At 33.7% G+C, this 13978-nt stretch carries 14 protein-coding genes and 1 pseudogene; 13 read left to right on the top strand and 2 right to left on the bottom strand.

Annotated elements, in window-relative coordinates; all coding sequences use genetic code 11:
• Position 1: 1 nt before the first annotated feature.
• The 4 genes and pseudogenes from JFT89_RS00460 to JFT89_RS00445 form a co-directional block, all read left to right on the top strand.
• Positions 2-112 (top strand): annotated as a pseudogene (locus JFT89_RS00460) (aminoglycoside phosphotransferase); the annotation flags it as partial.
• Positions 113-141: 29 nt separating this feature from the next.
• Complete coding sequence (locus JFT89_RS00455) at positions 142-1074, top strand: aminoglycoside phosphotransferase family protein (protein WP_201039339.1); 933 nt, start codon at positions 142-144, stop codon at positions 1072-1074.
• Between the two features lie 139 nt (positions 1075-1213).
• A complete protein-coding gene (locus tag JFT89_RS00450) occupies positions 1214-2095 on the top strand; it encodes an AraC family transcriptional regulator (RefSeq protein ID WP_201039338.1) in 882 nt (293 codons plus the stop codon).
• 112 nt (positions 2096-2207) lie between these two features.
• On the top strand, positions 2208-3317 hold the full coding sequence (locus JFT89_RS00445) for an alpha/beta hydrolase (protein ID WP_201039337.1): 1110 nt from the start codon (positions 2208-2210) through the stop codon (positions 3315-3317).
• 51 nt (positions 3318-3368) lie between these two features.
• Here JFT89_RS00445 and JFT89_RS00440 read toward each other — a convergent pair whose 3' ends face one another.
• On the bottom strand, positions 3369-4826 hold the full coding sequence (locus tag JFT89_RS00440) for a serine hydrolase (protein WP_002065182.1): 1458 nt from the start codon (positions 4824-4826) through the stop codon (positions 3369-3371).
• A gap of 199 nt (positions 4827-5025) precedes the next feature.
• Between JFT89_RS00440 and JFT89_RS00435 the strand changes: the two genes are divergently transcribed.
• The 5 genes from JFT89_RS00435 to JFT89_RS00415 all read left to right on the top strand — a co-directional run bounded on the left by JFT89_RS00435 (position 5026) and on the right by JFT89_RS00415 (position 10340).
• Positions 5026-5982: a thymidylate synthase gene (locus JFT89_RS00435; protein ID WP_016094130.1), complete on the top strand. Its 957-nt coding sequence runs from the start codon at positions 5026-5028 to the stop codon at positions 5980-5982.
• A 19-nt stretch (positions 5983-6001) separates the two neighbouring features.
• Entirely contained in the window at positions 6002-6490 is a 489-nt protein-coding gene (locus tag JFT89_RS00430; protein WP_201039336.1) for a dihydrofolate reductase, read from the top strand.
• Positions 6491-6646: 156 nt separating this feature from the next.
• A complete protein-coding gene (gene pbpC / locus JFT89_RS00425) occupies positions 6647-8632 on the top strand; it encodes a penicillin-binding protein 3 (protein ID WP_016094129.1) in 1986 nt (661 codons plus the stop codon).
• A gap of 241 nt (positions 8633-8873) precedes the next feature.
• Positions 8874-9509: an FMN-dependent NADH-azoreductase gene (locus JFT89_RS00420; protein ID WP_002012622.1), complete on the top strand. Its 636-nt coding sequence runs from the start codon at positions 8874-8876 to the stop codon at positions 9507-9509.
• Between the two features lie 111 nt (positions 9510-9620).
• Complete coding sequence (locus JFT89_RS00415) at positions 9621-10340, top strand: lysophospholipid acyltransferase family protein (protein ID WP_002065190.1); 720 nt, start codon at positions 9621-9623, stop codon at positions 10338-10340.
• Between the two features lie 37 nt (positions 10341-10377).
• Here JFT89_RS00415 and trhA read toward each other — a convergent pair whose 3' ends face one another.
• On the bottom strand, positions 10378-11034 hold the full coding sequence (gene trhA, locus JFT89_RS00410) for a PAQR family membrane homeostasis protein TrhA (RefSeq protein ID WP_002085872.1): 657 nt from the start codon (positions 11032-11034) through the stop codon (positions 10378-10380).
• Positions 11035-11243: 209 nt separating this feature from the next.
• Between trhA and JFT89_RS00405 the strand changes: the two genes are divergently transcribed.
• From JFT89_RS00405 to JFT89_RS00390, 4 genes are all read left to right on the top strand, one after another.
• On the top strand, positions 11244-11423 hold the full coding sequence (locus JFT89_RS00405; RefSeq protein ID WP_002012719.1) for a twin-arginine translocase TatA/TatE family subunit: 180 nt from the start codon (positions 11244-11246) through the stop codon (positions 11421-11423).
• A 61-nt stretch (positions 11424-11484) separates the two neighbouring features.
• Positions 11485-12225, top strand: coding sequence for a twin-arginine translocase subunit TatC (tatC, locus tag JFT89_RS00400; protein WP_033708120.1), 741 nt, complete (start codon positions 11485-11487; stop codon positions 12223-12225).
• A gap of 328 nt (positions 12226-12553) precedes the next feature.
• Positions 12554-12805 carry a DUF2535 family protein gene (locus JFT89_RS00395; protein ID WP_002012715.1) on the top strand — a complete coding sequence of 84 codons (252 nt, stop codon included), beginning with the start codon at positions 12554-12556 and terminating at the stop codon, positions 12803-12805.
• Between the two features lie 153 nt (positions 12806-12958).
• Positions 12959-13801 carry a DegV family protein gene (locus JFT89_RS00390; protein ID WP_033707617.1) on the top strand — a complete coding sequence of 281 codons (843 nt, stop codon included), beginning with the start codon at positions 12959-12961 and terminating at the stop codon, positions 13799-13801.
• Positions 13802-13978: the final 177 nt, after the last annotated feature.

Below are 13978 nucleotides of genomic sequence, written 5' to 3'. Positions count from 1 at the left end.
TATGAATATACTTCGAGCAGGTATTCATCATATTGAATTTTGGGTCGCGAATTTAGATGGGTCTATTACTTTTTACGATCCGAATGGAGTTATTATAGAAGTAGCGTATACACCAAATGTAGAAATGTAAGGAGAATAGACATGAAGATAATTACAACGTGGAAAAACAATATACAAATAGTAAAAGATGCTGCAAATATTGAAGAAATCTCTAAAGGTTTCTCACCTGATAAAAAATATATTATTACGACTAGTGATGATAAAAAATATTTATTACGGACAGGTGATATAAAAGAGTATGATAGGAAAAAAATAGAGTTTCAAATTTTAAATGAAATGGTAAAACGTAACGTGCAGGCTCAAAGACCAATTGAACTCGGTATATTGGAGGAAGAAGATTTATGTTATAGTATTTTTTCATATTTAGAAGGAGAAGATGCTAAGAAGCTATTGCCTACATATACGCCAAGAGAACAATATGATATTGGTATAGCAGCAGGAAAAGACTTAGCAAAAATGCATACACATGAAGCTCCTAAGGATATACTCCCATGGTATGAAAGAGCAATGAAAAAACATCGAAAATATGTAGAGGCATATAAAACATGCGGAATACAAATTAAAAATGATGATGAAATCATAAAGTTTATAGATGAAAATGAAAAATATTTAAAGAACCGCCCAAATCGATTTCAACACGATGATTTTCATTTAGAAAATATAATTGTACGTGATGCGAAATATGTAGGTGTTGTTGATTTTAATGGCTACGACTGGGGCGACCCACTTCATGATTTCGTAAAAATAGCACTATTTGCAAGGGACATTAGTATTCCATATTCAATCGGACAAATAGAAGGATACTTTAATGGGAGAATACCAGAGGAGTTCTGGAAATTATATGCGGTGTACGTTGGCATGACAGTTTTCTCATCAGTTGTCTGGTCCTTACGAGCAGCACCGCATATGTTAGATGATACGTTAGAACGTCTTACTATAGTTTTAGAGGATCATAAAAACTTTGAATTATCAAAGCCAATCTGGTTTGATAGTGAAATGATGAATAAAAAATAAGGATAGCAGGTGGGAAATCTCACACCTGCTATTTGTAAATAACTCATGAGACGGTCTCTTTACATACTATATATGTAGTTTTTTATGAAGGAATGAAAACCTTGACGTCTACTTTATAATATAAAAAGGGGGTGGACTATTGAAAATCAGGCAAGGTAAATATGAAGAAATAAAATTACGTGATAGAATTCCAGGAATGGTTGAATATATAGAGGACACAATGTTACCTACTGGTTTTCACTATTATATTCCTCCTCACTGGCATAGAAGTATTGAAATTAGCCTAGTCGCATTTGGAGAAGTTTTCTTGTATGTGAATGGGCAAAAAAAGAAAGTATCCGCTGGCGAATTTATTTTTGTGAATAGTGGAGATGTTCATGAATTCGAAAAAGTTAAAAATACAAGTTGTGCAGTAATGATGTTAATTATTTCTTATGAATTTCTTAAAGAGGTAAATGGAGATTTTGATAAATATAGATTTAATATAAAAGAATCAGTTGTTCAGAAAACTAACCTCCAGCAAATATTTTATGAATTAAAGGAGTTAGTCACAAATTCTGATGATTTAAGTTACATAAAAATTAATAGTTTAATTTATGAAATTGTTTATATTCTATTGCGATATTGCAAAGATGGAGAGAGCATAGACAATAATTATCAACTTGGAAATAAACAGAAAGAAATGATTACGTATATTTATAAACATTATGATGAAGAACTTAAACTGAAAGATGTAGCTAAACATTTTTTTGTAAGTGAAGAACATTTTTCACGTATGTTCAAAAAATCGTTCGGATCAAATTTTACCACTTTTTTAACGAGATACAGGCTCTATAAAGCTTATGAAGATATTATTAATAGTACAAATTCTATACAAGATATAGCAGTAAAGCACGGATTTCCAAATGTAAAATCATTTATTTCACAGTTTAAAGAAAAATACGGATATACACCATTACAGTATAAGAAAAATATCATATCAAAAAATGACAATAATCGAATCAAATATGAACAACAATAAAAATACGTTCCATGGTACATTTTGTACATGGAACGTATTTTTATTTAGTAAATGGGAAGTTATATAATCCTGAATAATGAAAGCGTTTGAATTTAGAGGGGAGAAATATTAGATGACTAGAAAATATGACTTAGACTTATTAGAAAAAATGCAAGAAAAACAAGAAACCATCAATGTACAGGGGGCGAAAGTTTTAGTAAAAAACATACCAGATTGTGATGAAAAAGGAGCGATGGATCCACGTCTTTACAAGGACACGAAGGTTCAAATGAATGTAATGAGGTTTATGCCTAAAAATATGATGAAAATGGACGCTTCTGAAAAATCAGTAAGGAATATGCGAAAACAATTTAATGGAATTAAGAGTGTTCCAATTGTCACTAAAGACGTTAATATTACGCATAAAACAGTGAAAGCGGAAGATGGATATGATATTCCGATAAGAATTTATAACAGTGTTTCTAAACAAGAGAATGCGCCAGTGTTATACTTTATTCATGGTGGTGGATTTATGGCAGGATCACCAGATGTAGTAGAAGAACTTGTGAAATTGATAGTAGAAAAAACAGATATACTAGCCGTTTCTGTGGATTATCGATTAGCTCCGGAAAATCCTTTTCCAACTGGGCATACAGATTGCTACACTACTTTAAAGTGGATTTATGAAAATGCTGATACATTAGGCGGGGATAAGAATAATATCTTTGTGGCAGGTGATAGTGCAGGAGGGAACTTAACACAGTATTGTACAACTAAAGATATGGAAGATGGTAGGAAGTACGTGAAGGGACAGTTGCTACTGTATCCTACAATTAATATGTGTGATTATGAAGATGAGTTTTATTCTTGGAGTATAGATAAATATGAAATTGCTCCAAAGTATAAAAAAGGATTAGAAAAAATGCTTAATATTATGCATTCAATGGTTGGAGGTATGTCAGAAGTACTGGGTACGAAAGAAATTGATTCTAAGTATTTAAGTCCATATGTTGATGTATCCCCAGACTATCCAAGTACATTTATTACGGTAGGAGAGCATGACTTTTTAATGATAGAATGCTTAGCTTATGCAGCTAAATTAACTAACAAAGGAGTTGATACCGAAACAGTCCTTTATCGAGGTTTAGGGCACGCTTATGGAGATAACGTAGGTGTTTATCCTCAAAGTGAAGATTTAGCAATTGAAATGGGGAATTTTATATTAAAGCATAGTGGAAAGTAGGGAGAATGATGAAAAATAGAGGGAAGCGAAAGCTTCCCTCTATGAAATTAACTATTCAATCTTAGTAAATGTAAGAGGTTGGGTACTTAACATTGCAGGTACATGCAATTGAAGAGATGGGAATTCACCACTCACATTCATTTCATAAGCGAATAATAAACTCATTTTCATTTGGAATAAATCAACTTTTGCAGAGAAGATGTCGTAATGATGATGCCCTAATTGAATATCCATCTCCATAAATTGTACATGTAAAGAATCATCTTGTTTGTATATTTTCAGTGTTCCATAAGCAGGGTGCTCAAAAGTTCCGGTATAGTCATCTAATGTGTGAGAAGTGCTAGTCCCTTTTGTTGCTTCAGGTAGTGCTTCAGTTGCCTCTTTCATCATTTCCTTCATTTTTTCAGTATCTTCTACAGCACGTTTATGCCAGTCTATGGATTCTAATCCGAGTAGCTCGTCGTAAATTTGGTTTGCTAAATAAATAGGAAGTAATGTACCTCCAGCATTCGTTAATATAACAAGACCTACATTTTCATTTGGCATAAATGAAACAAACGCTGAAAATCCATCGATATTACCGCCATGATGAACCATTTTATAACCACGATAAGCACTAATAAACCAACCAAGCCCATAACTATTTAATGGAGATTCAGGAAGTGATAAAACTGGTTGATCTGGAATGGAATTATGTGGTGTATACAGTTGTTGTAATAATTCAGAGGAGATTAATTCATGATCTCCAAACTTTCCTTCGTTTAAGTGAAGAAGTACCCAATTTGCCATATCTTCAATTGTAGAATTAATACATCCAGCAGCGCCGACTGTATCGATGTTACGGAATGGAACTTCTTTTATTTCATCTTCATTTTCAATGTAAGGCAAAGCATAATCATTTGTAGTTTGTGAATCTGTAACAGAGAAGTTTGTATGTCTCATATTTAAAGGTTCTAAAATATGTTCTGTAGCGTATTGCTCCCACGTTTGATTTGTAATGTTTTCAACAATATAACTAATTGTTGCATACATTAAGTTGTTATATAGAAATGAAGTCCGGAACGGTGCATCAAGTGGTAAATGTCTTATTTTTTCAACGAGATCTTTTCGAGATAAGGAAGAGCTGTACCAAAGAGCCTCATGACGACTTACCCCAGTACGATGGGAAGCCAAATCTCGTCCTGTAACTTGTGAGCTAGCAAGTAGTTCAGATAAAGAGAAGTTAGGTAAATAAGACTGGACAGGAGTATCCCAATTAAACTTTTTTTGCTGTGCTAATAAGCTTAATGAAAGTGTGCCAAAAGCTTTCGTTGAGGAACCAATTGCGAACCGAGTACTCGGTGTAACAGGTTCTTTTGTTTCTATATTTCGATATCCGAAACCTTCTGAAAGAATAACTTCACCGTCTTTTATAACAGCTACAGCAGCACCAGGAACTTTTAAATCTTTCATCATTTTTTCAACCGTTGTTTGTAACGAAGTCATAACAGGAGTTTCAATTTTAGACATACTTCTAACCTCCAAATTTAAATTTTGTCCTACCGGACTATACTTTCTGTAATAGAAAAGTGAAAACCTTTTTTAATATTGAAAGTTAATAATTTTGTAAGAAATATTGAAAGAATTTTTATTAATTTGGATTATTAAATTCGCTGTTTTTCATGTTATGATAAATCTCATATAAGATTGAAAGAAGGTTTTCTTACATATGAAACATGCTGAATATGAATACTTAAATTTATGCCGTCATGTAATGGAGCACGGTACGAAGAAAGAAGATCGTACAGGGACAGGAACTGTATCTGTATTTGGATATCAAATGCGTTTTGATCTGAGTAAAGGATTTCCTTTATTAACGACAAAGAGAGTGCCATTTCGCCTAGTAGCAAGTGAACTGCTTTGGTTTATGAAAGGTGATACAAACATTCGCTATTTATTGCAACATAATAATAATATTTGGAATGAATGGGCGTTTAAGAGCTGGGTAGAAAGCGATGAGTATACTGGCCCTGATATGACAGATTTCGGTCTTCGCTCACAACAAGATGAGGAATTTAAGAAGCGATACGATGAGCAAATGGAATTGTTTAAAAAGAACGTTTTAGAAGACGATGAATTCTCAATGAAATTTGGATATTTAGGAGACGTATACGGAAAGCAGTGGCGTGCTTGGAAAACGACAGCTGGTGAGACACTTGATCAATTAAAAGATGTAATTGAAATGATTAAGAAAACACCAGATTCACGCCGGCTAATTGTTTCTGCTTGGAATCCTGAAGATGTACCAAGTATGGCTTTACCGCCTTGTCATACGCTATTCCAGTTTTATGTAGCAGATGGAAAGCTTTCTTGTCAGTTATATCAGAGAAGCGGTGACATATTCCTTGGCATTCCATTTAACATTGCAAGCTATTCACTTCTAACACATTTAATAGCACATGAATGTGGTCTTGAAGTAGGAGAGTTTGTTCATACAATTGGTGATGCACATATTTATACGAATCATTTTGAACAAGTCGAAAAGCAGTTGGCACGTGAACCACGCCCGTTCCCTAAACTTACATTAAATCCAGATGTGAAATCTGTGTTTGATTTTGAGATGGAAGATTTAACGATTGAAGGATATGATCCACACCCAGCGATTAAAGCACCGGTTGCAGTGTAATTGTAGAGGAGATGACAAAATGATTGTTTCATTTATGGTCGCAATGGACGAAAATAGAGTAATTGGTAAAGATAATAAATTACCTTGGCATATACCGAGTGAACTACAGTACGTGAAGAAAACGACGATGGGTCACCCACTTATAATGGGAAGAAAGAACTATGAAGCAATTGGTAGACCATTGCCTGGAAGACGTAATATTATTGTAACGCGTAACGGTGATTATCATGTTGAAGGTTGTGAAGTTGCTCATTCTGCGGAAGAAGTGTTTGAACTATGTAAAAATGAAGAAGAGATTTTTATTTTTGGCGGAGCGCAAATTTATGATCTCTTTTTACCTTATGTAGACAAGTTATATATAACAAAAATCCACCACGCATTTGAAGGGGACACATTCTTCCCAGAAATGGATATGACAAATTGGAAAGAGATTTTTGTAGAAAAAGGTTTAACGGATGAAAAAAATCCGTATACGTATTATTACCATGTATACGAGAAACAACAATAATAATAAAAATTGATGTGAGTATTCGCATCAATTTTTTTATTTGTATTTATAAATGTAAGTTTATAGAGGATATTCAATAGTGCTATAATGAAAGGTAGCATGTAAAAAATGCTAAAATTTTCAAAAGTATTCATATAGAAAGAGGAGGAGAATCAGTTGAGAAAAATATGGGGGATTCTTTTTCTTTGCTTAACATTCATGTTAGTTGGATGTGGTAAAGAAGAAAAACCACAAGAAGCGTTTGATACATATGTAAAAGCATGGAATAAACAAAAATTTGCAGATATGTACGATCAATTATCAGAAAATGCAAAAAAAGATATTTCAAAGAAAGAGTTTACTGAGAAATATGAAAAAATTTATTCTGGTATTGAAGTGAAAGACTTAAAGGTAGAAACAGGGGAAGTCAAAGAAGATAAAAAAGATGAAGGCCCTGTTCCTTTTAAAGTAAGCATGGATACAGTTGGTGGTAAAATCACTTTTGGTCATGAAGCAAAAATGGTGAAAGAAAAAGATGGAGATAAAGAATCTTGGAAAATAGATTGGACACCTGATTTCATTTTCCCTGGCATGACAAAAGATAGTAAAGTGCGTATGCAAACAACACAACCAAAACGTGGTGAAATATACGATCGTAATGGAAAAGGTCTTGCGACGAATGGGAAAGCTTCTGAGATTGGAATTATTCCAGAAAAATTAGATGAAACTGCTCCGCAAACGAAAGAAGCAGTAGCGAAGTTGTTAAATATGTCTGTAGAAGAGATTGATCAAAAACTAGCTGCGAAATGGGTAAAACCAGGGTATCTCGTACCAATTGGAATTTTGCCTGAGGGAGCAACGCAAAATACGTACATCGATTTACCTGGTGTTGCAGCAAAACCTGTAAATGTTCGTACATATCCGTTAGGGGAAGCAGCAGCGCATCTTACTGGTTATATCGGAAAAGTAAATGCAGAAGATTTAAAAACGCTTCAAAAGAAAGGCTATCAAGCCGATGAACCAGTTGGTAAGGCTGGATTAGAGCAAGTATTGGAAGAACAGCTACGCGGGAAAAAAGGTGGCCGTGTCTTCATGGAAGATGCACAAGGAAAAGAAACTAAAAATTTAGCGAAAACAGATGCTGTTGATGGAGAAAATGTAACTTTAACTATCGATAGTGTTGTTCAAGAAAAAACGTATAATGAAATGAAGGGAGAAGCTGGTTCAAGTGCGGCAATTAATCCGAAAAGTGGAGAAACAATTGCCCTTGTAAGTAGTCCAGCTTATAATCCTAATTTAATTGCACGAGGAACATCAAAAGCACAACGCGAGGCTTGGAATAATGATCCGAAAAAACCGATGACGAATCGATTTACACAATTATCGGTACCAGGTTCTGTATTTAAGCCAATTACAGGTGCAATTGGTCTTGAAACGAAAACAATCGATCCAAAAGAAGAATTGAAAATTGAAGGACTGAAATGGACGAAAGATTCTTCTTGGGGCAATTATTACGTAACACGTGTAAAAGATGCGAATCCGATTGATTTTGATAAGGCAATGAAATACTCGGATAATATTTATTTCGCACAAGAAGCTTTGAAAATTGGAAAAGATAAATTTATGGCTGAGGCGAAAAAATTCGGATTTGATGAGAAATTACCAATTGAATACGGATTCCCAGCTTCTAAAATCGCAAATGATGGCATAAAAAATGATATTCAAATGGCAGATACAGGATATGGACAAGGACAAGTCTTAATGACTCCTCTTCATTTAGCTTTAACGTATGCACCGATTGTAAATGATGGAAAGATTCCGTCACCGTATCTTATTAAAACAGATAAACAACCAAAAGTTTGGAAAGAAAACGTGATTTCTAAAGAAAATCAAGATATATTGAAAACGGCTTTAACGAAAGTAATTAACGATCCAGATGGTACTGGAAAAATTGCTAAAATTGATGGTATGACTCTTGCTGGCAAAACAGGTACAGCGGAATTAAAAGTATCCAAAGAGGCCGAAGGAAAAGAACTAGGCTGGTTCGCTGCATTTGATTTAAATTCACCAGATATGGTCATTACAATGATGATTGAAGATGTAAAAGGTAGAGGCGGAAGTAACATTCCAGCTGAAAAAGTGAAACATGTTTTTCAAAAATAATATGTAATAAAAGGCTATCTCTATAGTGTATAGAGATAGCCTTTTTGCATGAGGAATTCTAAATATCTATATACTGAATTTTTAAAGGAACAAAATAAATCATTAACTTACGAAAAAAAGTAGCTATTTTTTATTGACATCAAACATAACTTTTTGTATTATACTTACATAAGGTAAGTTATTTACTTTAAAATTATAAATCTCAAATTAAAGATAAAATGTATAAAAGGGAGCTAATACAATGACAAAAGTACTATTTATTACAGCAAATCCAAATTCAGCAGAAGGTTCTTTCGGTATGGCAGTAGGAGAAGCTTTCATCGAAGCATATAAAAACGAACATCCACAAGACGAAGTTGTAACAATTGATTTATTCAATACAACTGTACCAGCAATCGATGCAGACGTATTCGCTGCTTGGGGGAAATTTGCAGCAGGCGAAGGATTCGAAACTTTAAGTGAAAATCAGCAACAAAAAGTTGCAGCAATGAACAATAACTTAGAAACATTTATGCATGCAGATCGTTATGTATTCGTGACTCCAATGTGGAACTTCAGCTACCCAGCAGTAGTGAAAGCATACTTAGATAACTTATCAATCGCAGGTAAAACATTCAAATATACTGAAAATGGTCCAGTTGGCTTACTAGAAGGCAAAAAAGCACTTCATATTCAAGCTACAGGCGGCGTTTACTCTGAAGGAGCATACGCATCTATGGACTTCGGTCGCAATCACTTAAATGCGGTATTAGGATTCATGGGTGTATCAGACACTGAATATATTGCAGTTGAAGGAATGAATGCAAATCCTGAAAAAGCACAAGACATTAAAGAAGCAGCAATTGTAAATGCACGCGAATTAGCAAAACGTTTCTAATATAGAAAACTTCAAAATGTCCAAACACTTGTTGTTTGGACATTTTTTCTTCTTTTTCCTTCGTTTGTCTAGTATAATGAAGGTCGGAATGATAATAGGTGGGGGTTCTATATGATTCAAACGTTTTTTAAAATCTTTTATTTAATTTTAATCGTAATTGCGATTACACCAAGGTTGTGGCGTATAAAAAGAAAAGCAAATGCGATGTCACCGCAAGAAAAAGATAGTGTTGTGTATAAAACAACAAACTGGTTTGGTAAGAAAATGGTGGGTGTAACTGGATCGACTGTAGAAGTAAAGGGACTTGAAAATGTTCCAAAAGACAAGCCGGTGCTAGTTGTAAGTAATCATCAAAGTAATATGGATATTCCTGTTTTACTAGGTTACTTAAATAAGCCAATTGGATTCGTTTCAAAAGCGGAAATTAAAAAGTTTCCGGTTGTACCAACATGGATGGAACTAATGAATTGTGTGTTCATGGACCGCAGCGATCGCCGTCAATCTCTTAAGGCAATTAAAGATGGAATTGAACTATTAAAGAATGGACATTCTATCGTAATTTTCCCTGAAGGAACGAGAAGTAAGGGTGGCGAAATTGGAGAGTTTAAAGCGGGTAGTTTTCACCTAGCAGTAAAATCTGGTGTAGCAATCTTACCTGTAACGTTAGATGGTACATATAAAATGTTTGAAGCGAATGGAAATCGTATGAAACCAGCTCATGCAACAGTAACGATTTCTAAGCCAATTACACCTGAAGAATATGCAAGTATGGATGCTAAAGAGTTAACCCAGCATACAAAAGATATTATTGCATCTCAATTACATAAGTAATAAAAAAAGTTTCAGCTTAAACAAGCTGAAACTTTTTTTATGCTGCGGGTAAGACATAAAACAGTACGCAGAAAAACATCATTGTACTACCGCCTAGTACGAAGAGATGCCAAATGGCATGATTGAACGGAAGCTTTTCCCAAAGGAAGAATATAGCTCCGACAGAATACAAAATGCCGCCTATTAATAGTAGTGAGAAGCCGTGACCGGTTAAATTTTCATAAAGGGGTTTAATGGCAACGATGATGAGCCAACCCATAATGATATAACATAATGTTGATGTTTTAATAAAGCGACGAACAAAGAAGATTTTGAAAATAATCCCACCAATCGCAAGGGTCCAAATAATTGCGAGTAAAGTCCAACCGAGCGGGCCACGCAGTGTAATGAGTAGAAATGGTGTATACGTGCCGGCAATTAATAAATATATGGCGGAGTGATCTAAAATGGTAAATAACTTTTCTACTTTTGGATGATGGATACTATGTAGCAGTGTAGAAAATAAGTATAGAAGGAACATGCTTACGCCATAAACGGTAAAACCAACAACAGCAGATGCTGTGCCATGTTTGGAAGCATGAATAATTAATATGATTAAGGCAGGGATGCTTAAAATGGCACCGATACCATGGGTAATTGCATTCGCAATTTCTTCTTTTACAAATTGGGTCATTCTTTTAATTTTTTGCGTCATAATGTTAATTCCTTTCACTGTATTGAGATAAGTTATATTTTCCTTAACCATATCATATACAAAAGGAATAGAAAATGATATTCAATTGATTATATTTTCGAATTTTTTTGATAAAAGACAACGGATACATTGACGTTTACGAAATTTTTTGACAAAATGAACTTATGGAATAGTAGGACAAGGAATCTACTTATGAAGGGGATGGGGAAATGTTTTCAAATATTGGCTTTCCAGGGTTAATTTTAATTTTAGTAGCAGTGTTAATTTTATTTGGCCCAAAAAAGTTACCGGAAATTGGGAAAGCTTTAGGGGAAACGTTAAAAGAATTTAAAAAATCAACAAAAGAATTGACTGATGAGGCATTTCAAGAGAAAGAAAAAAATAAATAAATAAATAAAAGAATATGCTGAAGTTTTTCTCGGAATGGATAAATAAAGTGTGGTGAACGAGATGGAAGATCGGGAAATGAGCGTAGTAGAACATATTGTTGAGCTTCGCAAACGAGTAATATATACAGTATTATCCTTTGTATTATTTTTAATTATTGGATTTACTTTTACGAAGGATATTTATTTTTGGCTTGTAAAAGATTTACCAATGAAATTAACTGTTCTCGGTCCAAGTGATGTGTTGTGGATTTTTTTCTCGATTGCTACAGTATTTGCTATCGTTTGTACAATTCCTTTTGCTGCGATACAAATTTGGTTATTTGTAAAACCAGGTTTACATCCCAATGAACAAAAAATGACATTAATGTATATACCGGTATTGTCTATATTATTTATAGCAGGCCTATCTTTCGGTTATTTTATCGTCATGCCATTTTTATTTCATTTCCTAACTACAATTGGTAATGAGATGTTTAATACGATGTTTACAACGGAAAAATATTTTCATTTCGTATTAAATTTAACAGTTCCGTTTGCTGTTATATTTGAATTACCTGTAGTTGTTATGTTTTTAACGAGTATAGGTCTTCTAACGGCAGAATTTCTTCAGAAAATAAGAAGATATGCTTATGTCGTGTTGATTATAATTGCATCATGTATATCGCCGCCAGATTTTTTATCACATAGTTTAGTAGCGGTACCGCTTATTTGTATTTATGAAATCAGTATCGCTTTATCAAAGATAGTTAGTAAACGAAAACAGAAAAGAGAAGAAATACAGTCGAAAAGTGCCTCGTTATAAAGGCACTTTTTAATTTATTTGTTATACTCTAGCTATAATTGTATACAATATATAGAAGGAAAAAATTATAGAATCTCCAAAATTTAGACAAACTTTTCATTTTTATAAGTTTATACTGAAGTTATCAAGCTATATATGGATAATAAGACTCCCGTCTCAAAGGATATATAGGACAGGGTTCGAATTAGGTGGATATAAATGAAGTATTAACTTCTAAATGGGGCAGCTTAAGGATATTTTAGTATTCATAGGAAACCTACACTAAAAAACGTGTTAAAGAATAAAGTGGAGGAAGTTCAAAAATCCAACGAAAAAGAGGATTGATATTGTGATTACGAAAAGTTTTTATTTCACTCATGCAACAGGGAATTGTATTAAAATATTTGAAATCCCTGTCCTACAAACACAGCATCCATTAGCGTTTCTAATTCAGTCTCGTCTTCAATTGTTTATTGCGAAAATTCAAAAACATAAAAACCCAAGATTCTCGTACTCTTTCCGTGAATATTTACAAAGTTGTTTGAAGTGGAATGATTATTCAAATGTATATAAGACAAATACTCTTGAAAAGAATGCATAATACACAGCAGGGACAGAGTTAGATAGGCTCTGTCTTTTTTATTTTAGGTATAAAAATATAATTAATTTGGTGAAATTCATTCGAAATTGTTGAAAGCATCGGGAATGCTAGTATAATAACAGGGAGAGCGTATTGGAAAGGGAAGAATATAATATGCAAAAAATTAAAATTGTAACAGATTCAACGGCAGATTTATCAAAAGATATAATTGAGAAGTATGATATTCATGTTTTACCATTATCTATTTCTGTAAATGGACAAACATACTTAGATCGTGTAGATTTGCAACCGGATGAATTTATTGAAGAAATGATTAAATCAGAAGAATTACCAAAAACATCACAACCGGCTATGGGTACATTTGTAGAAATGTATGACAAGCTAGGCGAAGATGGAAGTGAAGTACTTTCCATTCATATGACAGGTGGAATGAGCGGTACTGTCGCAACAGCGAATAGCGCTGCATCAATGACAGATACAAAAGTAACAGTTGTTGATTCTCAATTTATTACACATGCTTTAGCATATCAAGTAATTGAAGCGGCAAAAATGGCAAAAGAAGAATGCTCACTAGAAGATATTTTAAAACGTATTGATGAAGTAAGAAAGAATACTCGTTTATATGTTGTCGTAGATACATTAGAAAACTTAGTAAAAGGTGGACGCATCGGTAAAGGTAAGGCACTTATTGGTTCTTTACTTAATATTAAACCAATTGCAAGTTTAGAAGGCGGCGTATATAATCCGGTAACGAAAGTACGTAGCCAAGGGCAGATTGTAAAAACGTTGGCTAAACTATTCGAGGAAGATACTGCTGGAAAAGTGGTGAAAGCTGTTGCGATTCCACATGCTAAAGCAATTCCTTTAGCAGAAAGTGTAAAAGCTGCTGTTGAAAAAGTGAATGGATTCACTCAATCAGAGATTTTCTATACAACACCAGTTATCAGTACTCATACAGGACCAGGAGCAATTGGTTTTATGTATTTAGCAGAGTAATAAAAAAGCTACTTGAAATGAATTTTCAAGTAGCTTTTTTATTATTTCAGGACAGAAAATAAGAAATGAGAAGGGCAATACAGGCGCTACCGCTAATTATATAGCGAGTCTGTAAATAATCTTTCATGGAAAACACCCTTTTCAATTTTTTAAAGTATATGATAAATTACTCGCAAA

This window comes from Bacillus sp. TH25, assembly GCF_016650935.1.
Lineage (GTDB): Bacteria > Bacillota > Bacilli > Bacillales > Bacillaceae_G > Bacillus_A > Bacillus_A mycoides.
The sequence above is the reverse complement of the archived record's forward strand: the minus strand, read 5'-3'. Positions and strand labels throughout refer to the sequence as shown.

Coding starts and splice junctions, on each gene's coding strand:
- JFT89_RS00415 (WP_002065190.1), top strand. CDS start 9,621: ATGATTCAAACGTTTTTTAAAATCTTTTATTTAATTTTAATCGTAATT.
- trhA (WP_002085872.1), bottom strand. CDS start 11,034: ATGACGCAAAAAATTAAAAGAATGACCCAATTTGTAAAAGAAGAAATT.
- JFT89_RS00420 (WP_002012622.1), top strand. CDS start 8,874: ATGACAAAAGTACTATTTATTACAGCAAATCCAAATTCAGCAGAAGGT.
- JFT89_RS00430 (WP_201039336.1), top strand. CDS start 6,002: ATGATTGTTTCATTTATGGTCGCAATGGACGAAAATAGAGTAATTGGT.
- JFT89_RS00390 (WP_033707617.1), top strand. CDS start 12,959: ATGCAAAAAATTAAAATTGTAACAGATTCAACGGCAGATTTATCAAAA.
- JFT89_RS00435 (WP_016094130.1), top strand. CDS start 5,026: ATGAAACATGCTGAATATGAATACTTAAATTTATGCCGTCATGTAATG.
- JFT89_RS00455 (WP_201039339.1), top strand. CDS start 142: ATGAAGATAATTACAACGTGGAAAAACAATATACAAATAGTAAAAGAT.
- JFT89_RS00440 (WP_002065182.1), bottom strand. CDS start 4,826: ATGTCTAAAATTGAAACTCCTGTTATGACTTCGTTACAAACAACGGTT.
- JFT89_RS00445 (WP_201039337.1), top strand. CDS start 2,208: ATGACTAGAAAATATGACTTAGACTTATTAGAAAAAATGCAAGAAAAA.
- JFT89_RS00405 (WP_002012719.1), top strand. CDS start 11,244: ATGTTTTCAAATATTGGCTTTCCAGGGTTAATTTTAATTTTAGTAGCA.
- tatC (WP_033708120.1), top strand. CDS start 11,485: ATGGAAGATCGGGAAATGAGCGTAGTAGAACATATTGTTGAGCTTCGC.